Source organism: Hyphomicrobium nitrativorans NL23 (genome assembly GCF_000503895.1).
In the GTDB taxonomy this organism is placed as follows: domain Bacteria; phylum Pseudomonadota; class Alphaproteobacteria; order Rhizobiales; family Hyphomicrobiaceae; genus Hyphomicrobium_C; species Hyphomicrobium_C nitrativorans.
This window is the reverse complement of sequence record NC_022997.1, coordinates 2,261,634-2,287,157: the sequence shown is the minus strand read 5'-3', so window position 1 is coordinate 2,287,157 and position 25,524 is coordinate 2,261,634. Positions and strand designations below refer to the sequence as shown.

Below are 25,524 nucleotides of genomic sequence, written 5' to 3'. Positions count from 1 at the left end.
GGCACAAGTCGTGTTGCAGAGCGGAGAACGCTCCCTTCGCCCGCTCAGCTCATGGGGCTGCGGAAGACGCGGATGTCGAGCGCCTTGATGCGGCTTCGGAGCGTATTTCGGTTGAGGCCCAGAAGCTCGGCGGCGCGGATCTGGTTGCCGCGCGTCGCCGCGAGGGCCGCCGACAGCAGCGGATATTCCACCTGACGGATCACCCGGTCGTAGAGCCCGGGAGGAGGCAGCTCCTTGCCGAAGCTCGCGAAGTATTGCGTGAGGTGGCGCTCCACGAGTTCGGAGAAATCCTTGGGTTCGGATTCTGCCGTCGTACTGCGCTGAGGGAGTGCCTCGACCAGTTCCTGATCGATGATCTGCTGGGTCAGCGTATCCTGCGTATAGAGCGCGCCGACACGACGGACGAAGTTTTCCAGCTCGCGCACGTTCCCCGGCCAGGGATGCGCCTTGAGGCGCTCGATGGCGCTCGTCTCGATCGACTTCTGGCCCAGGCCTTCCCGCGCGGCCTGGCGCAGGAAGTGGCGCACGAGATCGCCGATATCCTCCACGCGCTCGCGCAGCGGCGGCAGGCGGAGCGGCACGACGTTGAGACGGTAATAGAGATCCTCGCGGAAGAGGCCCTGCTGAATCTGGCTCCTGAGATCGCGGTGGGTGGCGGCCACGATGCGCACGTTCGTTTTGATCGGCGTGCGTCCGCCGACGGTGGTGTATTCTCCCTGCTGGAGCACGCGCAAAAGACGCGTCTGGGCTTCCAGCGGCATGTCGCCGATCTCGTCGAGAAAGAGCGTGCCGCCCTCGGCTTGCTCGAAGCGGCCGATGGCGCGCGCCTGCGCGCCCGTGAAGGCGCCCTTCTCGTGGCCGAACAATTCGCTTTCGATCAGTTCGCGCGGGATCGCGGCCATGTTGATGGCGACGAACGGCCCCTGACGGCGCTTGCCGTAGTCGTGCAGCACGCGCGCGACCAATTCCTTGCCGGTGCCGCTTTCGCCCTGGATCATCACCGTGAGGTCGGTCTGCGTGAGGCGCGCCAGCGCCCGATAGATTTCCTGCATGGCGGGCGAGCGGCCGATCAGCGGCAGCTCTTCCGCCTCCATATCGCTCGCCGCCGCGCGCGGCCGCCGCCCCTGCCCTGCGAGCGCGCGCGCGACGACGGAGACAACTTCGGAGAGATCGAAGGGCTTCGGCAGATACTCGTAGGCGCCTTTCTCGGCCGCGGTGAGCGCCGTCATCAGCGTGTTCTGCGCGCTCATGACGATGATCGGCAGATCGGGACGCACCTTCTTGATGCGCGGAATGAGGTCGAACGCGTTTTCGTCCGGCATCACGACATCGGTGATCACCACATCTCCCTCGCCCTGGCTGACCCAGCGCCAGAGCGTGGCGGCGTTTCCGGTCGCACGCGGCGCATAACCGGCGCGCGCGAGCGCCTGATTGAGCACCGTGCGAATGGCGGTGTCGTCGTCGGCGATGAGAATTGTGCCGCGAGCCATGGGCGTCATGCTCTCCTGTCGTTCGCTGGAATGGGCCGATGATGAAGGGGACGGCTGTCGTGGTGGGCGCGGTCCTGCATCGGAAGAAGGACGCGAAACATCGTGCGGTTGGCCTCGCTGTCGCACTCGATGATGCCGCCGTGATCGCCGATGATCTTGGCGACGAGGGCGAGGCCGAGCCCGGTGCCGTTGTGCTTGGTGGTCACGAAGGGATCGAAAAGATGCGGACGTAGGTGGTCGGGCACGCCGCTCCCGTTGTCCTCGATCTGGATCATGAGCGGCAGACTGATGCGCGTGTCGGTGCCGGGCACAGAGAGCCGGACGCCCGGACGAAACGACGTCTGCATGACGATGCGCCCCTCGCTGTTGCCGTCGCCGAGCGCTTCTGTCGCGTTCTTGATCAGGTTGAGGAACGCCTGCACGAGCTTGTCGCGATTGCCGGGCACGGGCGGGAGCGAGGGATCGTAATCCTCGATGAAGCGCACGCCGCGCGCGAAGCCGGATTCGGCCAGCCGGCGCACGTGGTTCAGAACGTCGTGGATGTTGACCGGCTCCTTCGCCAGCGGGCGCTCGTCGCCGAACACCTCCATGCGGTCCACGAGATTTCGGATACGCTCCGTCTCCGAGCATATGAGCTGCGACAGCACGCGATCCTCGTCCGACAGGCTCTGCTCAAGAAGCTGGGCGGCACCCTTGATGCCCGACAGTGGATTCTTGATTTCGTGCGCGAGGACAGAGGCCATGCCCGATACGGAGCGGGCCGCCGCTCTATGGGTCAACTGGCGCTCGATCATGTGCGCCATGGTGCGCTGCTGAAGCATCACGACAATGAGAGGCTCGGCCTCGCTGATGGGGCCGGAGAACACATCGACAAGCCGCGGGCTCGGAAACTTCGGACTGCCAAGCTCAATGCCGTATTCGTTCACGGTCGATCCGCTTTCGCGCACCTGATCGACCAACGAGAGCAGCGGACACCCGAACGCCATGATGTCGTCCAAGCGCATCCGGAGCAGCAACGCCGTGCTCATCGACAGGAACGCTTCGGCCGCCGCATTCACGTAAACGATCTGGTTCTCCTCGCCGACGACGAGGATGGGGTGGGGAAGCGAGCCCAGGAGCAACTCGTGATCGAGCGCGGGCTTGCGGAGGGGCGCTGCTTGGCTGCGCTCTGCTGCTTTCTTGATCACGCCGCGTTCTCCAGCACATCCTCATCGGATCGGTCGCTGTAGAACGCATCGAGAAATTCGAGCGCGCGCACGGCGTCGTCCTCCGTGCACAACCGCCTCCGCCACGTCTTGAGCGTTTCGGTGCGATGCCCGCTCGTTTCCAGATACCAGCCGATATGCTTGCGCGCGTTGCGAAGGCCCAGGAACTCGCCGTAGTGGGTGAGCATCGCTTCGACATGGCCGCGCGCGATGCGCGCCTGCTCAGCGAGCGGCAGCGCCGTCGTTTCGAGCGCGCCATCTGCGAGCGCCGCTGCGATCTGCCCCGGAAGCCAAGGCGCGCCATAGGCCCCGCGCCCGATCATGACGCCGTCAGCGCCGGAAGCTGAGAGCGCGGTGCGGGCGTCCGCAACGCTCGCGATGTCGCCGTTCACGATCACCGGGATCGAAACGGCCTCCTTGACAGCGCGGACGGCCGTCCAATCGGCCTCGCCTTTGAAGAACTGCTGGCGCGTGCGCCCGTGCACCGTGAGGAGTTGGATGCCGGCCGCCTCGGCGCGCCGCGCGAGCTCCGGCGCGTTGCGCGAGCGATCGTCCCATCCGAGCCGCATCTTGAGCGTGACGGGCACCGTGACGGCACCAACGACCGCCTCGATCAGCGCGAGCGCGTGGTCGAGATCGCGCATCAGCGCCGAGCCCGAGGCTTTGCCTGTCACCTCACGGGAGGGGCAGCCCATGTTGATATCGACGATGTCGGCGCCCTTTGCTTCCGCGATCCGCGCGCCCTCTGCCATCCAGCGCGGCTCGCAACCGACGAGTTGTATGACAAAAGGCGTCAATCCCTCGCCCTCGGCGCGCTTCAGGACGTCGCTGCGGCTCGCGACCAATTCGGCGCTCGCCACCATTTCGGAGACGACGAGCCCCGCCCCGTGCGCATGAGCCAAGCGGCGGAACGGCAAGTCGCTCACCCCGGTCATCGGAGCGAGAAAGACATTGTTGGCAATGGCTTGTGAGCCGATTTGAAGGCGTGTCACAGGCGAAAGGTCTCGTCTTGCCTATAAGTTGGGCACGAATATTGTGTGCCTTGGATTTAGGCACAATATGTCGGCCTCCCCTCCGGCGCAAGCGCGAAGCGCGGGCCGGCGATTGCCCAATTGCCGCGTCGAGGCTAAGTCCCAAGCCATCGCCGTTCAGCCTGGATGCCTCTCGTGACAGCAGCCGCCTTGATCGTTGCCGCCGGCCGGGGATCCCGGGCCAGCGGCTCAGGCCTCCCGCCCAAGCAATATGCGCCGCTTGCGGGCCGGCCGGTGCTTACGCACGCCATCGCGGCCTTTCACGCCGTTCCGGAAATCCAGCGCATTGCCGTCGTCATTCATCCCGACGATGCGGAGCTTTATGCCGATTGCGTGCGGCTGGCGCCCGACCGCCTGCTTGCGCCTGTCATCGGCGGTGCGACACGGCAAGAGTCGGTGCGTCTCGGGCTTGAAGCGCTCTCGGCCGACGCCCCGGACCTCGTGCTGATCCACGACGCCGCCCGGCCCTTGGTGTCCCCGGACACCATCCAGGGTGTGCTCGATGCGCTCCGCAATCACGAGGGGGCACTTGCCGCGCAGCCGGTGGCCGACACCCTGAAGCGTGCGCATGGCGACGGCACCGTCTCCGATACGCTCTCGCGCAATGGCCTCTGGCAGGCGCAGACGCCGCAGGGCTTCCGCTTCGCCCTCATCCGCGCCGCGCACGCCCGCGCGGCCGCCGACGGGCGTGACGATTTCACGGACGACGCAGCCCTGGCGGAATGGGCCGGGCTCGGCGTGGCCCTCGTCGCGAGCCCACGGCGGAATTTCAAGATCACCACGCAGGAGGATCTGGCCATGGCCGAGAATCTGCTTCGATCCAACGAACCGCGTCTCGAAACGCGGACAGGCACCGGCTTCGACGTCCATGCCTTCTGCGAGGGAGATCACGTCTGGGTCGGCGGCGTGCGGATCGCGCACGACAAGGGGCTCTCGGCCCATTCGGACGGCGACGCGCCGCTGCATGCTCTGACGGACGCGCTGCTCGGCGCGATCGGCGAAGGAGACATCGGCCAGCATTTCCCACCGTCCGACCCGAGGTGGAAAGGCGCGGCGTCGCATATCTTCCTCGCCGATGCGGCCCAGCGCGTAGCCACACGCGGCGGACGCATCGTCAACGTGGACCTGACGATCCTGTGCGAAACGCCACGCATCGGTCCCCATCGCGACGCCATCCGCGGCCGCGTAGCCGAGATTCTAGGGCTCGACGTGGCGCGCGTCAGCGTCAAGGCGACTACGACGGAACGGCTCGGCTTCACGGGCCGCGGTGAGGGACTCGCGGCGATGGCGGCTGCCACAGTGCTGATGCCCGCCTGACTTATGCTCGTCGCACATGACGCACCGCACAGCGGATTTTCCTCACCGGCTGACCCGGTTCGCGTTGACCCCCCTCCCAGAATCGCGGCATCAAATTGCCTAGGTGGTTGTATGCCAAAAGCGATGCAACAAGCGATGCACTAAGCTTTACCAGGGGCCACGTCCATGAACCTGATGACCCACACGCTCGAGCGTCCGGTGACGGACCACGCCGCTACGGCCAACATTTCCGAGATTGCCGAGACGACGTCGGCAACCTGTCTCGCAACCCGCGTGCGCCAGCTTTCGCGCATCATCACGCGCCTCTACGACGATGCGATGCGCCCGCTCGGCATCACGGCCAGCCAGTACACGCTGCTTGCCCAGCTCGCCTCGCGCGACGGCATCACGGCGGTCGAGATCGGCCACGAACTCGATATCGAAAAGTCGACGCTCTCCCGGAACTTGAAGCGCCTGCTGGCGCTCGGCCTGATCATCATGGATCCGCCAGCCGGCCGGCGTGGGCGCGGTCTGCATCTGACGGCCAAAGGTCAGATCACGCTCAAGGATGCCTATCCTGTTTGGCAGGGCGCTCAGGCGCGCTCGGTCGCCGTGATGGGTGTCGATACCCGCGCCAAGCTCGACGACCTGCTCCGCACGGCGGAAAAGCTGATCGCCGACTGACGGGCCCAAAATTCTCGGTTATTTGTTCGGGGGCGTGCCGCAAGGCTCGCCCTCAGGCATTTCGGCTTTTGCGCGGAGCAACTCGCATGGTTCTCCCCGATCTCGTCCCGGTAGCGGAGCGGCTGATCTCGGATCTGCGCGCGCAGGGGCTCAAGCTTGCCACCGCTGAGAGTTGTACGGGCGGGCTCATCGCCGCGCTATTCACCGAGGTGGCGGGCGCATCGGATGTATTCGAGCGCGGCTTTGTCACCTACACCAACGCCGCGAAAATCGGGCAGCTCGGCGTGGATCTCGAAACCCTGCTGCGGTATGGCGCGGTGAGCGCGGAGACGGCCGAAGCGATGGCCAACGGCGCGCTCCGGTGCTCGGCCGCGGATGTGACGCTGTCTGTCACCGGCATTGCCGGACCGGGCGGCGGCTCGGCCGATAAGCCGGTCGGGTTGGTTTATCTCGGCCACGCCTTTCGCGGACGGCCGACGCAGACGCTGGAGCTGCGCCTTGGGCAGGACCGGACCCGCTCGGCCATTCGCGAGAAGACGGTCGCGGAAGCGCTTGCGCTCCTCGGCCGATCGCTGCGCACGTAGAACGCGAGCGCCGATCTCGATTCCGCCAAGCTCACGCACGCGAAAGGGCTCGCAATCGCGACAAGGCGATCACTCACCTGAGCGCGTCTTTCTGCTGCGCGCGCCAGAGCATCGCCTTGTCTTCCTCCGGGCTGATGTAGCCGTCGCCATTCGCGTCGATCTCATCGAAGATTTCAGCGACGTTCGGATTTCCGGCAACCGCCTCCTCGCGGCTCAGACGGCCATCGCGATCCGTATCGTGTGCGTCCCATTCCGCCTGCCATGCGGCTTCGTCGAAATCCGCAGGCGGCTCCAGCGACGCGCCGTGCGCAATTGCCGGAGCGGCGAGAGCGGCCATCATCACACAGCTATGAAAGAATTTCATTCCCGTTCCCCTCGACAGCCCAAGACGTGAACGAGGATAAGGGAGAAGTCAGGCTTTTTTTCGAGAGTTAGGTCGTGAACTCATAAATGGATGGGATATCGATGAGTTCACGACCTAAACCCCACCTGCCCCACCGCCGCGGTAAAGAGCGCGGGCGCGGGCTTCGAAGGCTTCCGTATAGCTCTTTACGGCCTTCTCGAATGCGGCGCCGACAATCAGCGACAGCATGGTCGAGCTGAACGCATAATCGATGGTGAAATGCACGTCCGAGCCCCCATCCGCCGCAACGAACCGCCAGTCGTTTTCGAGATGGCTGAAGGGCCCGTCGAGATGGCGCACGCGAACTTCGCCAGCCTTCGGAAGCAGTTCCACGCGCGTCGTGAAACGCTCGGTGATGGCCTTGTAGCCCACCGTCATGGTGGCGGTGAGCGCGCTTCCCTCCTGCGTTTCCTTACGTTCCAGGACGGTGAGCCCTTCGACGAGCGGCAGAAATTCCGGATAGCGCTCGACGTCGGCGACGACGGCGAACATTTGCTCGGGCGTGAAGGCAACACGCCGGACAGTGTTGAAGCGCGGCACGTATGACTGATCCTTATCGTGGTGGGGTTCCGGCGGCGGCGAGGCGCACGGCCTTGAGACGTTGGAAATCCTCGTCCGCATGATACGACGAGCGCGTGAGCGGGCTCGACGCGACCACATGGAAGCCCTTGGCAAGCGCGATCCGCCTGAGGTCGTCGAACTCGTCGGGCGGGACGTAACGCTTGACCTCCGCATGCTTCGGCGACGGCGCGAGATACTGCCCGAGCGTGAGGAAATCGACGTCGGCCGACCGCAAATCGTCCATCACCTGGAGCACCTCGTCGCGCGTTTCGCCAAGACCAAGCATGAGGCCCGATTTGGTGAAGATCGTTGCGTCGAGCTCTTTCGCGCGCTGCAGGAGGCGAAGCGAATGGAAATAGCGTGCGCCGGGACGGATGCGCACATAAAGGCCTGGCACCGTTTCCAAGTTGTGATTGAGAACATCGGGACGCGCCGCGACGACTTTTTCGAGGGCTCCGTCCTTGCGTAGAAAATCTGGGATGAGCACCTCGATGCTGGTGGCCGGCGCACGTGCGCGAACCGCCCCGATGACGTCTGCGAAATGAGCCGCGCCGCCGTCCGCGAGGTCGTCGCGGTCGACGGACGTGATGACGACATGGCGGAGTCCGAGCGCTTCGACCGCGTCGGCCACTTTCGCCGGCTCGTCCGCGTTGAGCGGGCGCGGCACCCCGGTCGCCACGTTGCAGAAGGCGCAAGCGCGCGTGCAGATCTCGCCCATGATCATCATCGTGGCATGGCGCTGCTGCCAGCATTCGCCGATGTTGGGGCAACCGGCCTCCTCGCACACGGTCGCGAGGCCGTGCTCGCGGACGATGGCGCGCGTCGCAAGGAAGGCGTCCGAGCCCGGCGCGCGCACGCGGATCCATGCCGGCTTGGGCGGCATCGGATTGTCCGGGCGATGCGCTTTTTCGGGGTGACGCCGTGATGGATGCCCGCGTCCGCCCCGCATGTCGATCAATGTGACCATCGGCATTCTCTGGCTGAGCCTTGGGCTCAACTTAGAGGGCAAGACGCCGCGATTAAAGCGGACAATGGTCGCGATGTGAGGGGCGGTGTCGCGTGTTTTCGCGTTCCGGCGTATCAGCGCCCGCCGAGGAAGCGGGCGACGATCACGACGAGCATCGCGCCGATGGTCGAGATCGCAATCTGGTTGCCGTAGGGAATGACGGAATCGAAGTCGTACGGCAGTGTCAGCAGGCCGGCATTGGCCAGGCTTCCGCCGACCACGGCGCCGATGAGCCCAACCAACAGGTTGCGGATCAATCCGCCGCCGCCGAGCAATAGCCCCGCGAGCCAGCCAGCCACCAGGCCGTTGAGGACCATGACGACCCACTGCGGGTTATCGGCTGCGAATTGCTGCAATTGCTCCATGCGTCTCCCCTCAAGTCACGCCAAATATGGCTGGCGCTTTACGGCCGGCAAACGCGCGCGCACGTCGAGAAACAACTCCTCAACCGTGGCGTTGTCTCAAGCGTGACGCTCTCTCAAGCGTGGCACTGGGCGCCGAGATAATCGTTGAGAAGACGATTGTAGAGATCCGCATCGGCCTTTTGTGAGGCGGAGACTTTCCGGCCAGCCGCCTGCGACTGGATGACGGACGGCACGCCTTTGGCGTCGAGGCGGTTGAGCTGCTGCTTGATCGAGCCGCAGGTTTCGCCAGCCGCAAGCGCTTTGCGCCCTGGCCCTTGCTGATTGCCGCCGGAAGCGCAGCCCGCGGCTAGAACGGCCGTCGCAACGGCACCCAGCAGAGCCAACCGAAATGCGCCGCCACGCACCGTCGCTGTCATGGATCAGAAGCCCTCTAAAAGAGTAATCGCTGGCAAATTATGATTTTCAGCAGAAGTGTAGAAGCCCTCTGCGCTTCTCTCAAGCCATTCGCGCGAAACTGTGGCCGGAGTGCAGCACTCCCACGCCGAGGGGCGCGCATACGCTTCGCCCCATCGGCAAGATCCGGTCAGGACGCCAAGTCGTGATGACTGGCGTTACGGGCTCGACTGCGGGATGACCGGCGGCGCGATGTGGCGCTGTGCCGGGGGTGTCGGAGATGCCACGGGCGGGGGTGTCGCAGCAGACACAACCTGTGCCGCGTTGTTCGTCTTCGGCGCCGCTGTGACGGGTGCGGCCGCCGCGGCAGGTGCCGCCGGCGCGGCCTGCTGCACGGCGAGTTGCGGCACCCGAACGCCGGGCGCTGCGCACTTAGCCTGGAATTCGGCGTTGGCCTTGTCGAGCTCCGCGGCCTGCCCGAGCGAGGCGCGCTTGACGGACACCGTCGAAGACTTTCCGACGGACGCTTTCTCCAGCCGCTCCGTCAGGCCGTCCTGGCGCAGTGCCTGGATGCGCTGGGCGAGCGCATGACAGGACGGATCGACCGCGTTTGCGGCGGGAACCGCCTGGGCGGTGTTGATCGACTGTGTGGTCAGCGGGTTCGAAAGGATGCCACTGTCCGAGCAGCCCGCGAGGCCAAGCCCGACGACTGCGGCCGTAATCAATGTCGCTCCGGATTTCCGCATGGTGTCCCCCATGATCGGCGGCCTGACGTTTGCCGCTCCATCGCCCTGGTCTACGGTCTCGTTCGCGTCCGTCACAAGAAGGCGGGGCCAATTTGTCGGTGTATGGACGAAATTGACAGAGGCGAATCTGTGGAAATGTCGCCGCCGTGGCGTGACGGCCACAAACGGGGTCCAGTGGTGGGCACAGCGACCCGGAACCCGCGGGCGAATTGAACAACTGAAAGTAAGATGCCGGCCGAATCCCGGCTCAAGCCGCGAGAACGAGGCCCTGAATGGCGCGCGCAACGTCCGCCACAGTCGGCACGGCTGCGGCCTGAAGCTCGGCGGCATACGGCATCGGGACGGATGCGCCGGCGATCCGAAGCGGCGGGCTTTGCAAGACGCGGAATTGATGCGCCGCGACGTGGGCGATCAATTCGGCGCCGATGCCGCCCTCCCCCGCGCCCTCTTCGAGAGTCACCAATCGGCCCGTGCGCGCAACCGACGCCGCGACCGCATCGCGGTCGAGAGGGCGCACCCACATCAGGTCCACGATCTCAGCCTCTATCCCGTCGAGGCTCAATGCGCTTGCGGCTTCGAGGGCCGTCACCACAGCGCGGCCTGCGGCGGCAATCGTTACGTGGCGTCCGCTCCGCACGATGCGCGCCCGGCCGGGCGTCGGATCGAACGGAGCGTCGGCCGTGGCATCCTGCATCGGGTAAAGCAACTCGTGCTCAAGCACGGCCACGGGGCCGCGATGCTGGATCGCCGCGCGGAGCAGCGCCTTGGCGGACGAGGCGCTTGCCGGGTGCGCAACCTTGAGGCCGGGGATGCGCGCGAGATCGGCTGCGACGCAGCGCGCATCCTGCCCGGCCATACCCGGCACGTAGCCGTTCGGGCCGCGGATCACGAGGGGGACGGATTGCGTTCCCCCCGAGAGATAGAAAGTCTCGGCGGCCGTCGCGAGATAAGGGGTCAGAACTTCGAGCGCGCGGCCCCAATGGGCGATCTCCACGACCGGCTTCAAGCCCGACAAGGCTGCGCCGAGCGCCACGCCGAACAGTGCATCTTCGAGGGCTGCGACCTTCACCACGCGCTTTTCGCCGAAGGTATCGAGAAGCCCCTGCGCGACTTTGGGGGCTCCGCGGTTTTGGGCGACGTCCGTGCCGATCAGAAAGACGCGGCCGTCCGCGTGCATCTCCTCGGCGAGCGCGTCTCTCAACGCCTCGCGATAGGTGCTCCCACGTGCGGGAGCGAGGGCATGATCGCGCCCTTGTGCGGGAGATCGCCGGGCTTCGTCGTGAGGCAAAGGCCCGAGGCTCGCAAAACCGAGCGCGGCAGACGGGGCATCTTCCAATGTGCGCGGCACGCCAGCAAAAACGATGGCGATCGGCGTATTGACCTTCACCCCTTCCGTTCCCGCGGGCACGAGGATGCGCTCGATGCGCCCCTCGCTCGACGCTTCGATTTCGAGCGTCGCCGTCGAGGTTGCGATCTCGACGAGCACGTCGCCTGCTGCGACGTGCTGGCCTTCGGCCACGTGCCAGCGCGCAATCCTGCCGTCGGTCATGGTCGGTGTCATGGGCGGCATGAGGATCTGCTGACGCATCGGATGCCTCACGCCTCGGCTGCGGAAAGGAGGTTGCCCGGCGATGGTGCAGGCTCGGCCTGCGCTGCCATCTTCGCGGCCGTGACGTCCTCCCTCACCTCTTTTTCGAGCGCCTTGATGTCTTTTTCTCCGAGGACGCCCGTGGCCAGAATGCGTGCGCGCGCCTTGCTGACGGGATCTGCATCCTCAATGCGGGCCTCCGCGCCGCCACGCCGCGCCGGCATTCCACCGTGGCCGCGATAGCGATAGGTCAGCATTTCGAGAAGCGTCGGGCCCTCGCCGTTGCGCGCCCGCGCGATGGCGCGGCGGCCTGCCGCCCGCGCGCGGCGGACGTCGATGCCGTCGACCTGCTCGCCCGGCAGCGCGAACGGCGTGCCGCTTTCGGCGATGGCGGATGGGACGGGACCGAGCACGATCCCCGCACCGGGATTGGCCGTGTTGTTGTCGACGACGAAGACGACCGGAAGCTTGCGGTCGGCGGCGAAGCGGTAAGCCTCGAACACGCGGCCGCGCGCAGCCGCGCCATCACCATAGAAGCACACCGTCACCGCCTCGTCGCCCCGATAGCGGGAAGCGAACGCAAGCCCCGCGGCCACCGGGACGTTGAGGCCGGAAAAGCCGTGGCCGCCATAGAAGCCGTGCTCGGGGGCGAACATGCGAACGGAGCCGCCCCTCCCGCGCGACACGCCCGCTTCCCGTCCGAGCAACTCCGCCATGATGCGGCGCGGCTCGACGCCGCGGGCGAGAAGCACGCCGTGCGTCCGGTAGCTGGTGATGACGGGATCCGTGTCGCGCGCCGCCATCATGAGGCCGACGATCGCGCCTTCCTGCCCAATGGAGAGCGGGCAGAGCCCGTGGATCGCTTCCAGCGCATAAAGCTGGCCCGCCTTTTCTTCGAAACGGCGGATGAGCAGCATCGTCCGGTAGGCCTGGATTTCCTCCTCCGGCGTAAAGGCGATGCTGTCGATGCTCGCCGAACCAGGGGGCGCCCCCGTCATCTTGGTGTCTTGCTCCGTTCTGGAATGGGCTTGGACATGTGTGCTGCCCACGCATCACGTTGCCATAGCGCCACGAAATTTACACGACAACGTCCGGCTGAAGCCAGCTTTGCGTGCGGCGCTCCAGGCCTGATGTGCGTCAGCGGCCTTGCAACGCGGCGCGATGCATGCCGGGGCACGTCTGGCCGAGACCTGTGGCAACCTGACGGCAAGGGTTCGCATCGGGACGCCGCGGCACGGTCTACCTCGCGTCGTGCGTCCTTTCCGCGACAATGCTGTCCCTGGGATGAGCGAAGCCCAGGACCTCGCGCGCGATCTCTTCGACGAAATCGGGGTCCGGAAGATCCGGGCGGAGGAGCGCCACATCGCGCTCAAGCTTCGACCGCACGGTCTCAAGGCTCTCAAGCTGGAACTGAAGAGCGCTTTCGCGCTCAAGCAGTCGTTCTCGAGCCTCAAGACCGTGGCGGCCTTTGAAGGTGTGATGGGCGAAATACGCAGTTAAGCCAAGGCAGAGAAGCAAAACCAATGCCTGCCGAAGCTTGGATCGCCGATCGTATGAAGGCTGACGCAGCACGGGGGTGTTCGACGTTACGCACTATGAGATCCGGGAACGAGGTGAGTATCGCGCGGCACTCTTAAGGCCAGGTAAAGCGCCGTCAGGAATTGGAAAAATCGACATCGTGCCCGCAAAACAAAGGGCTGCGGAGAGCATATCTCCGCAGCCCATAGGCTGTCCTCGGCCCTCGTGCCTAGACGGCGCGATCGCCGCGCAGGATCGAGCGGCCGGCATAGAGTGCGACATCGCCAAGCTCGCCCTCGATGCGAATGAGTTGGTTGTACTTCGCGAGACGATCCGACCGGCAGAGCGAGCCCGTCTTGATCTGTCCGCAGTTGGTGGCGACCGCGAGATCGGCAATCGTCGCGTCCTCCGTCTCGCCCGAGCGGTGCGACATGACGGCGGTGTAGCCTGCGCGCTGCGCCATCGAGACGGCGTCGAGCGTCTCGGTGAGCGTGCCGATCTGGTTGACCTTGACCAGGATCGAGTTGGCCGTTTTCGTCTTGATGCCGCGCGAGAGGCGGGCCGTGTTGGTGACGAAAAGGTCGTCGCCCACGAGCTGGACATTCTTGCCGATGGCGTCGGTAAGCATCTTCCAGCCCTCCCAGTCGTCCTCGGCCATGCCGTCCTCGATGGAGATGATCGGGAAGCGCGTGACGAGGTCTTCGAGGTAGCGCGTCATGCCGGCGCTATCGAGGCTCTTGCCCTCGCCTTCGAGCTCGTACTTGCCGTTCCTGTAGAATTCGGTCGAGGCGCAATCGAGCGCAAGCATCACCTCGTCGCCGGGCTTGTAGCCCGCAGCCTCGATGGACTTCATGATGAACCCGAGCGCTTCGTCTGCGCTCTTCAAGTTCGGCGCGAAACCGCCTTCGTCACCGATGCCGGTGTTATGGCCGGCGTCCTTGAGGCCCTTCTTCAGCGTGTGGAAGATCTCCGCACCGATCCGGATCGCATCCGCGCACGTCTCCGCGGAGACCGGCATGATCATGAATTCCTGGATGTCGATGGGGTTGTCGGCGTGCATGCCGCCGTTGACGATGTTCATCATCGGAACGGGGAGCACATGCGCCGCTGCGCCGCCCACATAGCGATAGAGCGGGAGGCCGGACGCTTCCGCGGCGGCCTTGGCGGCGGCCATCGACACGCCGAGGATGGCGTTGGCGCCGAGGCGGGACTTGTTCTCCGTGCCGTCGAGCTGGATCATGGCCGCGTCGAGGCCGCGCTGGTCCTCGGCGTCGAGACCGGTCAGCGCATCGGCGAGTTCGCCGTTCACGGCTTCCACGGCCTTCTGCACGCCCTTGCCGAGATAGCGGCTCTTGTCGCCGTCGCGCAACTCGTTGGCTTCATGCGCGCCGGTGGACGCGCCGGACGGAACGGCCGCGCGGCCGAGCGAGCCATCCTCCAGCATGACATCGACCTCCACGGTCGGGTTGCCCCGGCTGTCCAGGATCTCGCGGCCGAGAATGTCGACGATGGCGGTCATGGGCTTTTCCTTGGAAGTCTGATGGACAATGGTTTTTATGAGCCGTCGGGCTGTTTTTCGTGTTCGCGCGCCGGGGTGCCGCACGCGCCCCGTTGGGGGCCGGTGCGGGTTGTACCTGGGTTCGCCGAGCGCGGAAAGACCCCATCGGGTAGGTTCGAAAACCATATTGGACAACAGGAGCCATCCGGTCATGGCAGATGACAGCGCGCTGGTGCTCTTTTCAGGCGGTCAGGATTCGACCGTCTGCCTCGCCTGGGCGCTCGCACGCTTCGGGCGGGTGGAGACGATTGGCTTCGACTATGGGCAACGCCACGCGGTCGAACTGTCGCAGCGGGGCGCGGTGCTCGATGGGTTGCGGGCTCGCTTTCCGGCATGGGCCCCGCGTCTCGGCGCGGATCACAGCCTTGCTCTCCCCGAACTCGGACGTCTCAGCGAAACCTCGCTCACGCGCGAAACCGAGATCGCGATGACGGACGCGGGCCTGCCGTCCACGTTCGTGCCGGGGCGCAACCTGCTGTTCCTCACCTACGCGGCCGCACTCGCCTACCGGCGCGGGATCGGCACCCTGGTCGGCGGCATGTGCGAGACCGATTATTCCGGATACCCCGATTGCCGCAACGACACGATACAGACGCTTGCGAGAACCCTTTCACTCGGCATGGACGTCGAGCTTCGCATCGAAACGCCTCTGATGTGGATCGACAAGGCCGGGACGTGGGCCCTCACGCACGCGCTCGGCGGCGACGCGCTGGTCGATCTCATCGTTCAGGATACGCACACCTGTTATCTTGGCGACCGGAGCCGGCGGCACGCGTGGGGCGCGGGATGCGGCACCTGCCCCGCGTGCGAGCTCCGCGCCAAGGGATGGAACGCATGGAAACGCGAGACGGCCGCGACCGACACCGCGAGCGAACCGCTCTGATCCAAGCCGTCGATGCCGCGCGCTCGTTAAGGAAACCCCGGTGGCGCCGTTGTCGAAACGTACGAGCATCCTATGGTGCTGGCACCACGCGCCGCCGCACATTCACGCTACGGATCTTCCCTCATGCGCATTCCACTGTCCTTCGCTTTCGGTTTGGCGACAGCCGTCCTCGTCCCTGCCGAGGCGTTCGCAACATCGACCGAAGCCTTTCACGGGCGGTGGGAAAAGGTCGGCCAAGCGTGCCAGTATTCAAATGAGGAAACCGAGGGCGACTACTTCTCCATCGGCGCGGATCTCTTCAAGTACAGCTCAGGCTTCTGCCCGGACCCGGTCTTCAAACTGTCGGGCGACAGGCTTTCGGTCACCGCCCATTGCACCTTCGGAGAGAGCGAGCAGTCGCCGGTCGCGGAGCAGTTCACCCTCGACGACGGCGAGCTTATCGCGAACGGGACGCGCTTGAACGGCAGCTACGAGCGTTGCGGACCGGCGTCCGACTAAAGATCAAGGTTAGGATTTGGCGAACGCCTTCGTAGGCCGCTTAGGGTGAATCGACGCGCTCCCTGGCAACCCTCCGTGAGCGCTCCTACTTATGATGGGTCAGCTCCGAACCTTCAGGAGACCCCCCATGGGCAAGTCCGAATCCAAGTCTGACCTCAAGAAGGCCGCCGAGAAGCGCAAGGCTCCCCTCGCCACCCCGAGCGACCTCGGCGACAACGCGGTGCGCGATCTCACCGGCGCGCTCAACGAATTGCTCGCCGATGTGTTCGCGCTCTACCTCAAGACCAAGAATTTTCACTGGCACATGTCCGGACCGCACTTCCGCGACTACCACCTGATGCTCGACGACCAGTCGGCCCAGGTCCTGGCCATGACGGACCCGATCGCGGAGCGGGCGCGAAAGCTTGGCGGCACCACGCTCCGCTCCGTCGGCCACATCAGCCGGCTGCAGCGCGTGGAGGACAACGACGCCGACTATGTCGAGCCGCTCGACATGATCGCGGAGCTGAGGGACGACAACAGGGATCTCGTCAGCCGCATGCGCATCGTCCATGGGCTCACCGACGAGCACAACGACTACGCCACATCGAGCCTGCTCGACGTGTGGATCGACGAGACCGAAAGGCGGCACTGGTTCCTGTTCGAGACGAGCCGCCGCACGGGCCCATAAACGCAGTTCCATTCCGCCACCTTGCGAAACATGGGCCTAACTCTTAGGGAAAGGCCCATGTACGCCGTCAAAGAGATTTTCTACACGCTGCAGGGCGAAGGCGCGAACGCGGGCCGGGCGGCCGTGTTCTGCCGCTTTGCGGGCTGCAATCTCTGGTCGGGCCGCGAAAAGGACCGCCTGTCCGCCGCCTGCGATTTCTGCGACACGGATTTCGTCGGCACGGACGGCGAAGGCGGCGGCAAGTATGCGCACGCGCACCTCCTCGTCGAAGCCGTCGCCGCCGCGTGGCAGGGAGGCGACGCGGAGCGTTTTGTCGTCCTCACCGGGGGGGAACCGGCGCTTCAGGTCGACGACGCGCTGATCGACGGGTTGCATCGGCAGGGGTTCGTCATTGCCGTCGAAACCAACGGCACCCTCCCCTTGCCCGCTGGGATCGACTGGATCTGCGTGAGCCCCAAGGCCGGTAACGACCTCGCCCAGACCTCGGGCGACGAGTTGAAGCTCGTCTATCCGCAAGAGGGTCTTGTGCCCGAGAGCCTGCTCGGGCTCGATTTCCCGCGGCGCTACCTGAGCCCCATGGACGGCCCCCGACTGGCGGAGAACACGGCGGCGGCGGTCGCCTACGTCAAGGCGCACCCTATCTGGCGGCTTTCGGTGCAGACCCACAAGCGGATAGGAATTCCGTAGGTCGAGCGAGCGGTTAAGGCCTCCATGCCGCAGGGGATGGCGCCCTGCCCGGAAATCTCCTATTTGAGCCCCATGCGCATCTACAAAGACTTCCTGTTCGAGGCGGCGCACTACCTGCCGTCCGCCCCCATCGGCCACCCGAACTCGCGGGTGCATGGCCATTCGTTCCGCGCGCGCGTCGTCATCGACGGCCAGCCGGACGCAAAGAGCGGCCTCGTGTTCCACTTCGACGACCTCACGGCCGCCATCGAAGAGGCGCGCGACGCGCTCGACCATCGCCTTTTGAACGAGATCGAAGGCCTCGAAGCCCCGACGCTCGAACGCATTTCGATCTGGCTTTGGAACCGCTTGCAGAACCGGGTGCCGGGCCTTGCCGAGATCCAGGTCTCGCGCGATAGCTGCAACGAGGGTTGCATTTACCGGGGCGACGCGCCGACGTTGCCCCACGCCGCCGAATAAGCTCGAAAGGACGCGTTGGCATGGGCCGCGAAACCACCGGCATCACCCTTCTCGGCGGGGCCAGCGAAATCCCGGAGAGCCCGGACAAGGCGCTGCTCGAACGCGTTCCGAACCCCCATGCGGACACTGCCTACGTGGCGCGCTTTGCCGCGCCCGAGTTTACGTCACTCTGCCCCGTGACCGGCCAGCCCGACTTTGCCCATCTCGTGATCGACTACGTTCCGGATGCCTGGCTGGTCGAGAGCAAGTCGCTCAAGCTCTATCTGGCGTCGTTCCGCAATCACGGCGCGTTTCACGAGGACTGCACCGTCGCCATCGGCAAACGCCTCGTCGCGCTGCTGGAGCCCCATTATCTGCGGATCGGGGGGTATTGGTATCCGCGCGGCGGCATCCCGATCGACGTCTTCTGGCAGACCGGGGGTGTGCCTGAAGGCGTGTGGCTCCCCGATCAGGGCGTTCCGCCTTACCGCGGACGCGGATAAACCGCCTTCAGGCCCGCGCTATAGGCTCCGTTTCAGCCTTGCCCCTTCTCGGCGTTTCGCCGAGTAGCGCTTGCAACACACCGTTTCGCTGCCCCGTCCTGACGGAACTCCAGCGACGGACGCGCGTCATTCTTTCCGTTGCCTTTGGAACCGGCCGTCGACGGAGGCGGCCGCTGTCGCGCGAAGCTATCGCCGCGCGCCGAACGACAGGAGCGGAGATGATCGCAGGCCTTCCAGACGAATTGATTATGGCTCTCGCGGACGGCGAGTTGCAGCCACCGCTTGCCTGTCACGTGCGTCAAGCGATCGGGTCCAATGCCGATGCTCGCCGGAAATACCGGGCGTTCCTCTCCACGCGCCCGCTCGCGGGCAACGCGTTCGACGCGATTCTCGCAGAGCCTGTCCCGGAGCGCCTCACGCGCCCCTTGGGGCGTGGGCGGGCTTGAGGGCAGCCGCCCCTCCCTGTCCGCGCATACCCCCCTAAGTCTACGCCACCTTTCCGGCAAGGCTTTGCGTCTGGTCAAGGCCGCCATCGGCGGCGCTTGCTAGAAGGTCGCATGTCACAAGAAACGGTTTGTGCAGGCTTGGGGTCCGGAAAACCGGATAGTTCGATGAACGCAGCGCCGCGCAAAGAGCTCGCAGAGCGAATTTACGAAGGGATGCGCGCCCACTACGGGCCGGCGGTCTATCGGCCGTGGCAGGAACTCGGCCCGCTGACCCGAAGCCGCTTCCTGGTGCTTGTCTCGGAAATGGAAAGCGTCGGCCTGATCGACCCCGCCTACCCCGAACATAATCCGTAGGCCGAACAGCCGGGCCCCAAAGGCAAATCGTTGCGCTCCGTCAGGGCGAGTCGGTCGCCTTCGGCGGGGCCGCGCGGTCGATGACGGCCGGATTGCCGCCTTCGGCCGGATTCGACGGTGGCGGCTCATCGAACGGGCCGTAGAAGAGAAAATACGCGGTCAAAAACACGAACACGACGATCGCAGCGAAAGCTCCAAACCGAAACATTGCACGTGTGCCGGGACCGGGGACCATGTCGGGCATGCTGCATCTCCTTTGCAGCGCTAACGGCCGCCGCCAAGCGATGTTCCCCCTCGGTCTTGCCGGTTCTTGCAGGATTTGGCTGGGGCGGGAGGGTTCGAACCTCCGAATGGCGGAATCAAAATCCGCTGCCTTACCACTTGGCTACGCCCCATCAGCCGCCAGGGCGGGGCAGCTCGAAACAGCCCTGTGAAACGAATGGTCGGAGCGGGGAGATTCGAACTCCCGACCCCTTGCTCCCGAAGCAAGTGCGCTACCAGGCTGCGCTACGCTCCGCCCGACCTTCGTTTCGTCCCAATGTGAAATGAGACCCGCGCTGCCGCAGCAAGGCGCGAGGCGGCTTTATAGCGGCGAGGCAGGGACTGGGCAAGCCGCTCCGTACGTGATTTTCGACGAACGCATGCGCCGGCCGAATTTGTCGCCATCCCTCCCCGGAAAAAGGCCGAGGACCGGCCGCCGTCGGGCAGCCGGCCCTCTGATCGGCCTCGTAAATCTCTCTATGCGCAGGCGCTGCTCAGCGCTGAGGCTTCTGCAGGCTCTGCATGGCTTCCGTCACCAGGCGGCCAAGCTCCTGAGCCTGCAGCGCGTAGGCCTGCATCTGCGACTGGGCGAAACGGCTCTGATGGGCGAGGATTTCCTGGATGTCCTTGGCGCTCGCAAGGTCGCTCGCCAGCGCGAAGGCGGCTTCCGCGTTCTGCTTGGCGAACTTGGTCGCGCGGTCTTGGACGGAGCGGAACCCTGAAGAAACGTCGTTAGCGGGCAGCGACTTCGACCAGAACGTCATGGCCTGCGTCATGGCGTCGATGAACTGGCCGTACGCCTGACGGGCCTGCTCGACGTTCTGCTCCGCCATATCGCGCACTTGCTGAGGAATTTCGAACGGGTTCTGGGACATTGGGTTCTCCGGCGTTTCGGGGGGCAAATCTCGTTTAGTGGTAACGTTTCGCGTGGGCGTGGAAAAGCGGTTTCCCGTGTTCCGCCCAGGACACGGCGCCACGCGCCGGTTTGGCGCAGACTTTATGGCGCGGTGGGTTGTCCCATCGCGTGTCACTCGGGAAGCGGGATGAACTCCCTGTTATCGCTTGGAACAGGCGCAAATCGGCCAGCTTTCCAATCTGCTTTTGCCGCGTCTATTCTATCTTTTGATGACGAGACGAAGTTCCACCACACGTGGCGCGGCCCGTCCATGGGCTCTCCGCCGACGAGCATAAGGCGCGCGTTCGTGGTGGCCAGGATCGAGATGCGGTCTCCCGGGCGGAAGACGAGCAGACGCCCCGGACCGAACGTCTGCCCCGCGACGTCGATCTCGCCCGAGACGATATAGACGGCGCGTTCGTCGTGATCGGCGTCGAGCGGCAGAACGGCACCCGGCGCGAGCATGGCTTCGGCGTAAAAGCATTCGTGCGGAAACACCGCGGGCGAGCTTTGTCCGTAGAGCGATCCCATGATGAGGCGGACGGTCTTTCCTTCAGCGGAGATTCTGGGCAGCGCGCTCGCATCGTAATGGGCGAAATCCGGCGTACCTTCTTCGTGCGACGCAGGCAGCGCCGCCCAGGCCTGAATTCCGAACAGGCGTGCGCCGACGGCACGCGCTTGCGTGCTCGAACGCTCGGAATGCACGATGCCGGACCCCGCCGTCATGAGATTGAGCTCGCCCGGTTTGATTTCGAGTTCCGTGCCGAGGCTATCTCGGTGCATGAGGCCGCCGTCGAAAAGATACGTGACGGTCGCGAGCCCGATGTGCGGATGCGGACGCACGTCGATGCCGTTGCCGACGAGAAGCTCCGCGGGGCCCGCCTGATCGAAGAAGATGAAGGGCCCCACCATCTGCCGTTCCGCCGAAGGCAGCGCGCGGCGCACCTCGAAGCCGCCGAGGTCGCGGACGCGCGGGACGATGATGTGCTCGATGGCGTCCGATGAAACCGCGTCGCCGAATTTCGGATCGTCGCAGGGCTGCCAGCTCATCGCTCAATCTCCCGAAAGATCTCTTGGCCGGGCGAGGCCGTGCCGCTAGGCTCGACACAGTAGGATTAAGCGGCAGGGATGAACAAGACCATCATGGCGACGGACGACACGGAAGCCTTCATCGACGCCAACGCCGCCGTGCTCGGCCTCGCCATCGCGCCCGAGTGGAAGGCCAACGTCGCGATGTTCGTCGATGTGGCGCGAGCGATGGCCGCGCGCATCGAGGCGACGGGCGCAGCTACCGCGTCCGAAGCCGCGCCGGTGTTCACGCCGCGCGCACTCACGCCGCATACATCGCAATGAGCACGCAAAACCTGCCCACGGGCGCGCGCGACATTGCCCTTGCCGTCCAGCGCGGCGACGTATCCGCCGAAGAGATCGCGCGCGCAGCCCTCGACCGCATTGCAGAGCGCGATGCAGAGATCGGCGCCTTCACCGACGTGACGGCCGAGCGTGCGCTCGGCGAAGCGCGCGCCATCGATAGAGCACGCGCGAAGGGTGCCACGCTCGGACCTCTTGCGGGTGTGCCGTACGCCGTGAAGAACCTCTACGACGTAGCTGGGCTTTCCACACGCGCAGGCTCGAAGATCAACGCCGCCGACCCGCCCAAGACGGCGGATGCACTCCTCGTCTCGCGCATGGCGACGGCGGGCGCCGTTCTCACCGGCGCGCTCAACATGGGCGAATATGCCTACGACTTCACCGGCGAGAACGCGCATTACGGGCCGTCGCGCAATCCGCTCGATACGGCGCGCATGACAGGCGGGTCGTCGGGCGGTTCGGCCGCTGCGGTGGCGGCCGGTTTTGTGCCGGTTTCGCTCGGCTCGGACACCAACGGATCGATCCGCGTGCCGGCCGCGTTCTGCGGTCTCTACGGCTTGAAGCCGACCTACGGACGGTTGCCGCGCACGGGCACGTTTCCGTTCTGCGACAGCCTCGATCATCTTGGCCCCTTCGCGCGCTCGGTGGACGACGTCGCATTCGTGTACGACGCGCTGCAGGGCTACGATCCGTCCGATCCGGTCTGCGCTGCCCGTCCTGTCGAGCCGGTCGCGGCCGAGATCGCGAAAGGCCTCGACGGACTTCGGATCGGCGTCGCGACAGGCTATTTCCGCATCGATGCGGACGCAGGCGCGCTCGACGCTCTTGAGCGCGCGGCCGATACGGTGGGCGCGCAGCAGGAGGTGGACATTCCGCGCGTTGCAGAAGCGCGTGCTGCCGCGTTCCTCATCACCAACGCCGAAGGCAGCACGCTGCATCTCGAACGGCTGCGGCGCCACGCGGCCGATTTCGATCCCGAGACGCGCGACCGTTTCCTCGCGGGCGCGATGCTGCCCGCAAGTTGGGCCATTGCGGCGCAACGCTTCCGGCGCATGTTCGAAGAGACCATGCGGGGCGTGTTTGCGCAGGTGGACGTCATCCTGGCTCCTGCCGCGCCCACACATGCGCCGCTGCTCGGGCAGAAGACGATCGTCCTCGGAGGGCGCGAGGTGCCGCTGCGTGCCAACATGGGAATCTACACGCAGCCGATCTCGTTCGTCGGGCTGCCGGTTGCGGCGGTGCCCGTGTGCGAGCCGGGCGCTCTTCACTATGGTATCCAGGTGATCGCGGCCCCGTGGCGCGAGGACCATTGCCTGCGCGTGGCGGCGACGCTCGAAGCGGCCGGCGTCGACCGGCGCGCGTGAGCTGCCACTCAGGCCGAGCGAAGCTTTCGGAGGCTCGGAGAGGCTGCCGCTCCGAACGTGCGCCGGAACGTGTTGGCAAAGTGAGCCTGATCGGAAAAGCCTGCGGCGTGGGCAGCGCTCGTGAAGCTCGATCCGGCCACGACCTCGCCGATGGCGTGGCGAAGCCTTTGCCAGCTCCGGAAACGGCGGAACGGCACGCCGACCTCGCGCGCGAAGAGATGCTGGAAGCGCGACGACGAGAGCCCTGCGTGACCGGCAGCGTCGGCGGCAGACACCGTGTCTTCAAGGCTTTCCGAAATGAGCTTCACCGTACTTGCGATGCGCGGGTCGAGCGTGCGGCGCGCACGCGGTGTCGAGAACGCGAGCAGGCTGTCGAGTGCGTCACCCGCCCAGCGCGGGCTGTCGGGCGTCTCGTAGATCGCGCGCAATTCCGATAGCTCGCCATCCGTGCCGATGAAGGCGCCCGCAACGTCGCGGCCATTGGCAACGAGCGGCACGAGTGCATCGCTCCCCGCCTCGCTCGGCTCCAGGTAGAAGACGGCAAGCGGCTGACCTTCGAGGCGCAGGGCATAGGTGACGCCCGCGGGAATGACGGCCGTCCGGCACTGAGTCCACGATTCCCCGTCGATCTTCACGGCAAACGGCGCATAGAGCCCCGCGAGAAAAACCGGCACGCTGTGAGCATGCGGCGCGTTATAGGTCAGCGGGCCGACGAACAGCGCGCGTCCGGCATCCAGGTGCCAGATGGGCTTTAGATCCGTCTCAGACGTGGCAGCACGTTCGTACAAGTGGGCCCCTTTCCCGTAGGCTAGGCTTTCCGCGCCTTAGCAGTTCAAAGGAACGATCTCAATGTCCACCTTCGATGTCCGCCCCAGCCGCCGCACCCTGCTGACCGCCGCCGCGGCCCTTGCCGCCGCGCCGCTGGCCGCCCGCGGATTGAGCGGAACGGCCGAGGCCGCCGCGCCGAAGCTCGGTGTTTGGCAGCCGCGGCACTGGCGCTACAAAGTCGGAGCGTTCGAGCTGACGACGATTGCGGATACCGAGATTTTCATCGACGGGCCTTATCCTCTCATCGGAGGGAATGCGTCGGAAGAGGAGGTCGCCAGTCTCATGCGCGACAACCTTCTGCCGACGGACGCCTATCAAGCCGGTTTTTCGCCGACCATCGTCAACACCGGACGCGAAGTGGTGCTGTTCGACACCGGCAACGGCGAGAACGGTTTCGTCGCGCGCCCCAACGGCGGTTGGCTCGCGGCGGGCCTCGCACCCGCAGGCTTCAAGCCGGAAGAGATCGACGTGGTTGTCATTACCCACGGCCATTCGGATCATATCGGCGGCCTGATCGAGGGCGGCAAGCCGCTGTTCCCGAACGCGCGCTATGTGATCGGCGCGGTCGAGCACGATTTCTGGGCGCCCGAAGGCAAGCACTCGGGCGACCTCGAAGGGCTCGCTGCCGTCTATCGCGCCAACACCGCGCCGATTGCCGAGCGCTTCACGTTCGTCAAGCCGGGCGACGAGGTGGTGTCCGGCATCCATGCGGTGGAGGCCTACGGGCATACCCCGGGCCATCTCAACTTCATGATCGAGAGCGACGGGAAGCAGCTCTACATCTGGGCAGACTGCGCGCATCATCAGGTGGCGTCTCTCGCCCGTCCCGACTGGCACTGCGTGTTCGACATCGACAGGGAACAGGCGGCGGCGACGAGGAAGCGCGTGTTCGATATGCTGGCGACCGAGCGGGTGCCCGTCGTCGGCTATCACATGCCGTTCCCTTCGGTCGGATACGTCGAGCGTCTGGATGGCTCCGGCTATCGCTGGCTCGCGCACACCTATCAGCTCAACCGCTGATGACCCGCGGGAGGCACGCTGCTTGGATTCGGTTGGGAGGCCGATTAGTCTCCCAACCGAAGCCTTTCGCCACCGCCTGAGCCGACATGCCTTCCTCTGCCCTTCTCGCCAGCGGGATCATGATCCTGCTCCCCGTCACGTTGGCATGGGTCGTTGTTCGACGCCTCGGCACGCCGGTACGGTTTCTGGCCTGGGGCGCTGGAACATTTCTCCTCGCACAAGCCGTCCGGCTGCCACTGCTGCAAGGACTGACGGCGCTCCTTCAGTCCGGCGCATTGCCGCTGCCGCCACCGGCCTACCTCGCCGTTTTCAACATCGCCATTCTCGCGGTCACGGCCGGACTGTTCGAGGAAGGCGCGCGCTATCTCGCTTATCGCCATGCCATTCCGGATGCGCGCTCATGGAACGCGGCGGTGACGTTCGGCGTCGGGCACGGCGGCATCGAATCCATTCTGCTGGGCTGCCTCATGGCTTGGCAGCTTGCAGCGCTGCCGGCGGGACCCGACACCCTGCCCTGGGCCGTGCCGTTTCTCGGCGCCGTCGAACGCGTTTTCGCGCTCGCTCTCCACGTGGCGTTGGCGGTGGTGGTTCTCCAGGCCATCACGCGGCGCAATCTTGCGTGGCTTGCTGCAGCCATCGGCGCCCATGCGGCGGCCAATGCCATCGGCGTGAGTGTGCTGGCGGGCTATGGACCGATTGCGGCGGAGGCGGCGCTCGGGCTCGTCGCCGTTCTCGCTCTTGCGGTGCTGTTTCGCCTTCGCGCGGCTGGTTAAGAAACTGTGCGAGGTCTCCGCTAAACCGGAACGCTCCGCGGCAAGCGACCCCATGCCGCTTCTATCCGCGCCAGAAACGCCTTAAGTTTGACGGCTTACGGCAGT

The 25,524-nt window shown here is 65.5% G+C and carries 31 protein-coding genes and 2 tRNA genes; 14 read left to right on the top strand and 19 right to left on the bottom strand.

The genetic code is table 11. From position 1 onward, the window contains the following. Positions 1 to 44: 44 nt before the first annotated feature. From ntrC to dusB, 3 genes are read right to left on the bottom strand one after another with little or no spacing between them, the layout of a single operon-like run. Positions 45 to 1,490 carry a nitrogen regulation protein NR(I) gene (gene ntrC / locus W911_RS10665; RefSeq protein WP_041318410.1) on the bottom strand — a complete coding sequence of 482 codons (1,446 nt, stop codon included), beginning with the start codon at positions 1,488 to 1,490 and terminating at the stop codon, positions 45 to 47. Positions 1,491 to 1,495: 5 nt separating this feature from the next. Continuing rightward, positions 1,496 to 2,677: a two-component system sensor histidine kinase NtrB gene (locus W911_RS10660; protein WP_023787550.1), complete on the bottom strand. Its 1,182-nt coding sequence runs from the start codon at positions 2,675 to 2,677 to the stop codon at positions 1,496 to 1,498. Continuing rightward, positions 2,674 to 3,687, bottom strand: coding sequence for a tRNA dihydrouridine synthase DusB (dusB, locus tag W911_RS10655; RefSeq protein ID WP_023787549.1), 1,014 nt, complete (start codon positions 3,685 to 3,687; stop codon positions 2,674 to 2,676). The genes W911_RS10660 and dusB overlap by 4 nt, the downstream gene beginning before the upstream one ends. 165 nt (positions 3,688 to 3,852) lie before the next feature. On the opposite strand from dusB, the gene W911_RS10650 reads away from it, so the two are divergent. The 3 genes from W911_RS10650 (at position 3,853) to W911_RS10640 (ending at position 6,290) form a co-directional block, all read left to right on the top strand. After that, positions 3,853 to 5,043 (top strand): bifunctional 2-C-methyl-D-erythritol 4-phosphate cytidylyltransferase/2-C-methyl-D-erythritol 2,4-cyclodiphosphate synthase, encoded by a 1,191-nt coding sequence (locus W911_RS10650; RefSeq protein WP_023787548.1) that lies wholly within the window; start codon positions 3,853 to 3,855, stop codon positions 5,041 to 5,043. Positions 5,044 to 5,208: 165 nt separating this feature from the next. Then, positions 5,209 to 5,706 carry a MarR family winged helix-turn-helix transcriptional regulator gene (locus W911_RS10645; protein ID WP_023787547.1) on the top strand — a complete coding sequence of 166 codons (498 nt, stop codon included), beginning with the start codon at positions 5,209 to 5,211 and terminating at the stop codon, positions 5,704 to 5,706. An 86-nt stretch (positions 5,707 to 5,792) separates the two neighbouring features. Continuing rightward, the gene (locus tag W911_RS10640) at positions 5,793 to 6,290 is read left to right on the top strand and encodes a CinA family protein (RefSeq protein WP_023787546.1); all 498 of its coding nucleotides are present in this window, start codon (positions 5,793 to 5,795) and stop codon (positions 6,288 to 6,290) included. A 73-nt stretch (positions 6,291 to 6,363) separates the two neighbouring features. On the opposite strand, the gene W911_RS10635 is transcribed toward W911_RS10640, so the two are convergent. From W911_RS10635 to eno, 10 genes are all read right to left on the bottom strand, one after another. Further along, positions 6,364 to 6,654, bottom strand: a complete 291-nt coding sequence (locus tag W911_RS10635; protein ID WP_023787545.1) for an EF-hand domain-containing protein — start codon at positions 6,652 to 6,654, stop codon at positions 6,364 to 6,366. 114 nt (positions 6,655 to 6,768) lie between these two features. Continuing rightward, the gene (locus tag W911_RS10630) at positions 6,769 to 7,233 is read right to left on the bottom strand and encodes a type II toxin-antitoxin system RatA family toxin (RefSeq protein ID WP_041316478.1); all 465 of its coding nucleotides are present in this window, start codon (positions 7,231 to 7,233) and stop codon (positions 6,769 to 6,771) included. Positions 7,234 to 7,246: 13 nt separating this feature from the next. Further along, complete coding sequence (lipA, locus tag W911_RS10625; RefSeq protein WP_023787543.1) at positions 7,247 to 8,221, bottom strand: lipoyl synthase; 975 nt, start codon at positions 8,219 to 8,221, stop codon at positions 7,247 to 7,249. Positions 8,222 to 8,334: 113 nt separating this feature from the next. Continuing rightward, positions 8,335 to 8,625 (bottom strand): hypothetical protein, encoded by a 291-nt coding sequence (locus tag W911_RS10620; protein ID WP_023787542.1) that lies wholly within the window; start codon positions 8,623 to 8,625, stop codon positions 8,335 to 8,337. A 113-nt stretch (positions 8,626 to 8,738) separates the two neighbouring features. Continuing rightward, on the bottom strand, positions 8,739 to 9,041 hold the full coding sequence (locus tag W911_RS10615) for a hypothetical protein (protein WP_023787541.1): 303 nt from the start codon (positions 9,039 to 9,041) through the stop codon (positions 8,739 to 8,741). A gap of 195 nt (positions 9,042 to 9,236) precedes the next feature. Then, entirely contained in the window at positions 9,237 to 9,764 is a 528-nt protein-coding gene (locus W911_RS17410; RefSeq protein WP_144083580.1) for a hypothetical protein, read from the bottom strand. A gap of 247 nt (positions 9,765 to 10,011) precedes the next feature. Beyond that, positions 10,012 to 11,352 (bottom strand): transketolase C-terminal domain-containing protein, encoded by a 1,341-nt coding sequence (locus tag W911_RS10605; protein ID WP_023787539.1) that lies wholly within the window; start codon positions 11,350 to 11,352, stop codon positions 10,012 to 10,014. Positions 11,353 to 11,360: 8 nt separating this feature from the next. Further along, positions 11,361 to 12,350 (bottom strand): thiamine pyrophosphate-dependent enzyme, encoded by a 990-nt coding sequence (locus tag W911_RS10600; RefSeq protein WP_023787538.1) that lies wholly within the window; start codon positions 12,348 to 12,350, stop codon positions 11,361 to 11,363. A 241-nt stretch (positions 12,351 to 12,591) separates the two neighbouring features. Continuing rightward, positions 12,592 to 12,924, bottom strand: a complete 333-nt coding sequence (locus tag W911_RS17825) for an FtsB family cell division protein (RefSeq protein WP_244438493.1) — start codon at positions 12,922 to 12,924, stop codon at positions 12,592 to 12,594. 175 nt (positions 12,925 to 13,099) lie between these two features. Continuing rightward, entirely contained in the window at positions 13,100 to 14,389 is a 1,290-nt protein-coding gene (eno, locus tag W911_RS10590; protein WP_023787536.1) for a phosphopyruvate hydratase, read from the bottom strand. Between the two features lie 190 nt (positions 14,390 to 14,579). Between eno and queC the strand changes: the two genes are divergently transcribed. From queC to W911_RS10550, 7 genes are all read left to right on the top strand, one after another. Beyond that, positions 14,580 to 15,311, top strand: a complete 732-nt coding sequence (queC, locus tag W911_RS10585; protein ID WP_023787535.1) for a 7-cyano-7-deazaguanine synthase QueC — start codon at positions 14,580 to 14,582, stop codon at positions 15,309 to 15,311. Positions 15,312 to 15,434: 123 nt separating this feature from the next. After that, a complete protein-coding gene (locus W911_RS10580; protein ID WP_144083579.1) occupies positions 15,435 to 15,809 on the top strand; it encodes a hypothetical protein in 375 nt (124 codons plus the stop codon). Positions 15,810 to 15,936: 127 nt separating this feature from the next. Further along, positions 15,937 to 16,479, top strand: a complete 543-nt coding sequence (locus tag W911_RS10575; protein WP_023787533.1) for a Dps family protein — start codon at positions 15,937 to 15,939, stop codon at positions 16,477 to 16,479. A gap of 57 nt (positions 16,480 to 16,536) precedes the next feature. Then, complete coding sequence (queE, locus tag W911_RS10570) at positions 16,537 to 17,166, top strand: 7-carboxy-7-deazaguanine synthase (protein WP_023787532.1); 630 nt, start codon at positions 16,537 to 16,539, stop codon at positions 17,164 to 17,166. A gap of 72 nt (positions 17,167 to 17,238) precedes the next feature. Then, positions 17,239 to 17,625 (top strand): 6-pyruvoyl trahydropterin synthase family protein, encoded by a 387-nt coding sequence (locus W911_RS10565; protein WP_041318394.1) that lies wholly within the window; start codon positions 17,239 to 17,241, stop codon positions 17,623 to 17,625. A gap of 20 nt (positions 17,626 to 17,645) precedes the next feature. Continuing rightward, entirely contained in the window at positions 17,646 to 18,107 is a 462-nt protein-coding gene (gene queF / locus W911_RS10560) for a preQ(1) synthase (protein ID WP_023787530.1), read from the top strand. A gap of 611 nt (positions 18,108 to 18,718) precedes the next feature. Further along, a complete protein-coding gene (locus W911_RS10550) occupies positions 18,719 to 18,907 on the top strand; it encodes a hypothetical protein (RefSeq protein WP_023787528.1) in 189 nt (62 codons plus the stop codon). A 40-nt stretch (positions 18,908 to 18,947) separates the two neighbouring features. On the opposite strand, the gene W911_RS10545 is transcribed toward W911_RS10550, so the two are convergent. The 5 genes from W911_RS10545 to W911_RS10525 all read right to left on the bottom strand — a co-directional run bounded on the left by W911_RS10545 (position 18,948) and on the right by W911_RS10525 (position 21,113). Continuing rightward, positions 18,948 to 19,151 carry a hypothetical protein gene (locus tag W911_RS10545; protein WP_023787527.1) on the bottom strand — a complete coding sequence of 68 codons (204 nt, stop codon included), beginning with the start codon at positions 19,149 to 19,151 and terminating at the stop codon, positions 18,948 to 18,950. Positions 19,152 to 19,227: 76 nt separating this feature from the next. Further along, a tRNA-Gln gene (locus W911_RS10540) sits at positions 19,228 to 19,302 on the bottom strand. A gap of 45 nt (positions 19,303 to 19,347) precedes the next feature. Then, positions 19,348 to 19,424: transfer RNA gene (locus W911_RS10535), tRNA-Pro, on the bottom strand. Positions 19,425 to 19,662: 238 nt separating this feature from the next. Next, positions 19,663 to 20,043, bottom strand: a complete 381-nt coding sequence (locus tag W911_RS10530) for a phasin family protein (protein WP_023787526.1) — start codon at positions 20,041 to 20,043, stop codon at positions 19,663 to 19,665. Positions 20,044 to 20,195: 152 nt separating this feature from the next. Continuing rightward, entirely contained in the window at positions 20,196 to 21,113 is a 918-nt protein-coding gene (locus tag W911_RS10525; protein WP_023787525.1) for a pirin family protein, read from the bottom strand. 78 nt (positions 21,114 to 21,191) lie between these two features. On the opposite strand from W911_RS10525, the gene W911_RS10520 reads away from it, so the two are divergent. Both W911_RS10520 and W911_RS10515 read left to right on the top strand, forming a co-directional pair. Beyond that, on the top strand, positions 21,192 to 21,416 hold the full coding sequence (locus W911_RS10520) for a DUF4089 domain-containing protein (protein WP_023787524.1): 225 nt from the start codon (positions 21,192 to 21,194) through the stop codon (positions 21,414 to 21,416). Then, positions 21,413 to 22,798, top strand: a complete 1,386-nt coding sequence (locus W911_RS10515; protein ID WP_023787523.1) for an AtzE family amidohydrolase — start codon at positions 21,413 to 21,415, stop codon at positions 22,796 to 22,798. Before W911_RS10520 ends, W911_RS10515 begins: the two co-directional genes overlap by 4 nt. An 8-nt stretch (positions 22,799 to 22,806) precedes the next feature. Here the strand turns inward: W911_RS10515 and W911_RS10510 are convergent, their stop codons facing one another. After that, positions 22,807 to 23,586 carry a helix-turn-helix transcriptional regulator gene (locus tag W911_RS10510; protein WP_023787522.1) on the bottom strand — a complete coding sequence of 260 codons (780 nt, stop codon included), beginning with the start codon at positions 23,584 to 23,586 and terminating at the stop codon, positions 22,807 to 22,809. Between the two features lie 61 nt (positions 23,587 to 23,647). Here W911_RS10510 and W911_RS10505 point away from each other — a divergent pair, with 61 nt between their 5' ends. Further along, complete coding sequence (locus W911_RS10505) at positions 23,648 to 24,646, top strand: MBL fold metallo-hydrolase (RefSeq protein ID WP_023787521.1); 999 nt, start codon at positions 23,648 to 23,650, stop codon at positions 24,644 to 24,646. 86 nt (positions 24,647 to 24,732) lie between these two features. After that, positions 24,733 to 25,419 carry a YhfC family glutamic-type intramembrane protease gene (locus W911_RS10500; RefSeq protein ID WP_023787520.1) on the top strand — a complete coding sequence of 229 codons (687 nt, stop codon included), beginning with the start codon at positions 24,733 to 24,735 and terminating at the stop codon, positions 25,417 to 25,419. The last annotated feature ends 105 nt before the right edge of the window (positions 25,420 to 25,524 follow it).

What these genes read in the sequence shown, in the direction of transcription:
- ntrC (WP_041318410.1), bottom strand. Translation starts at nt 1,490, where the DNA reads ATGGCTCGCGGCACAATTCTCATCGCCGACGACGACACCGCCATTCGC.
- W911_RS10650 (WP_023787548.1), top strand. Translation starts at nt 3,853, where the DNA reads ATGCCTCTCGTGACAGCAGCCGCCTTGATCGTTGCCGCCGGCCGGGGA.
- W911_RS10645 (WP_023787547.1), top strand. Translation starts at nt 5,209, where the DNA reads ATGAACCTGATGACCCACACGCTCGAGCGTCCGGTGACGGACCACGCC.
- W911_RS10640 (WP_023787546.1), top strand. Translation starts at nt 5,793, where the DNA reads ATGGTTCTCCCCGATCTCGTCCCGGTAGCGGAGCGGCTGATCTCGGAT.
- W911_RS10635 (WP_023787545.1), bottom strand. Translation starts at nt 6,654, where the DNA reads ATGAAATTCTTTCATAGCTGTGTGATGATGGCCGCTCTCGCCGCTCCG.
- lipA (WP_023787543.1), bottom strand. Translation starts at nt 8,221, where the DNA reads ATGGTCACATTGATCGACATGCGGGGCGGACGCGGGCATCCATCACGG.
- W911_RS10620 (WP_023787542.1), bottom strand. Translation starts at nt 8,625, where the DNA reads ATGGAGCAATTGCAGCAATTCGCAGCCGATAACCCGCAGTGGGTCGTC.
- W911_RS10615 (WP_023787541.1), bottom strand. Translation starts at nt 9,041, where the DNA reads ATGACAGCGACGGTGCGTGGCGGCGCATTTCGGTTGGCTCTGCTGGGT.
- W911_RS17410 (WP_144083580.1), bottom strand. Translation starts at nt 9,764, where the DNA reads ATGCGGAAATCCGGAGCGACATTGATTACGGCCGCAGTCGTCGGGCTT.
- W911_RS10605 (WP_023787539.1), bottom strand. Translation starts at nt 11,352, where the DNA reads ATGCGTCAGCAGATCCTCATGCCGCCCATGACACCGACCATGACCGAC.
- W911_RS10600 (WP_023787538.1), bottom strand. Translation starts at nt 12,350, where the DNA reads ATGACGGGGGCGCCCCCTGGTTCGGCGAGCATCGACAGCATCGCCTTT.
- eno (WP_023787536.1), bottom strand. Translation starts at nt 14,389, where the DNA reads ATGACCGCCATCGTCGACATTCTCGGCCGCGAGATCCTGGACAGCCGG.
- queC (WP_023787535.1), top strand. Translation starts at nt 14,580, where the DNA reads ATGGCAGATGACAGCGCGCTGGTGCTCTTTTCAGGCGGTCAGGATTCG.
- W911_RS10580 (WP_144083579.1), top strand. Translation starts at nt 15,435, where the DNA reads ATGCGCATTCCACTGTCCTTCGCTTTCGGTTTGGCGACAGCCGTCCTC.
- W911_RS10575 (WP_023787533.1), top strand. Translation starts at nt 15,937, where the DNA reads ATGGGCAAGTCCGAATCCAAGTCTGACCTCAAGAAGGCCGCCGAGAAG.
- queE (WP_023787532.1), top strand. Translation starts at nt 16,537, where the DNA reads ATGTACGCCGTCAAAGAGATTTTCTACACGCTGCAGGGCGAAGGCGCG.
- W911_RS10565 (WP_041318394.1), top strand. Translation starts at nt 17,239, where the DNA reads ATGCGCATCTACAAAGACTTCCTGTTCGAGGCGGCGCACTACCTGCCG.
- queF (WP_023787530.1), top strand. Translation starts at nt 17,646, where the DNA reads ATGGGCCGCGAAACCACCGGCATCACCCTTCTCGGCGGGGCCAGCGAA.
- W911_RS10550 (WP_023787528.1), top strand. Translation starts at nt 18,719, where the DNA reads ATGAACGCAGCGCCGCGCAAAGAGCTCGCAGAGCGAATTTACGAAGGG.
- W911_RS10545 (WP_023787527.1), bottom strand. Translation starts at nt 19,151, where the DNA reads ATGCCCGACATGGTCCCCGGTCCCGGCACACGTGCAATGTTTCGGTTT.
- W911_RS10530 (WP_023787526.1), bottom strand. Translation starts at nt 20,043, where the DNA reads ATGTCCCAGAACCCGTTCGAAATTCCTCAGCAAGTGCGCGATATGGCG.
- W911_RS10525 (WP_023787525.1), bottom strand. Translation starts at nt 21,113, where the DNA reads ATGAGCTGGCAGCCCTGCGACGATCCGAAATTCGGCGACGCGGTTTCA.
- W911_RS10520 (WP_023787524.1), top strand. Translation starts at nt 21,192, where the DNA reads ATGAACAAGACCATCATGGCGACGGACGACACGGAAGCCTTCATCGAC.
- W911_RS10515 (WP_023787523.1), top strand. Translation starts at nt 21,413, where the DNA reads ATGAGCACGCAAAACCTGCCCACGGGCGCGCGCGACATTGCCCTTGCC.
- W911_RS10505 (WP_023787521.1), top strand. Translation starts at nt 23,648, where the DNA reads ATGTCCACCTTCGATGTCCGCCCCAGCCGCCGCACCCTGCTGACCGCC.
- W911_RS10500 (WP_023787520.1), top strand. Translation starts at nt 24,733, where the DNA reads ATGCCTTCCTCTGCCCTTCTCGCCAGCGGGATCATGATCCTGCTCCCC.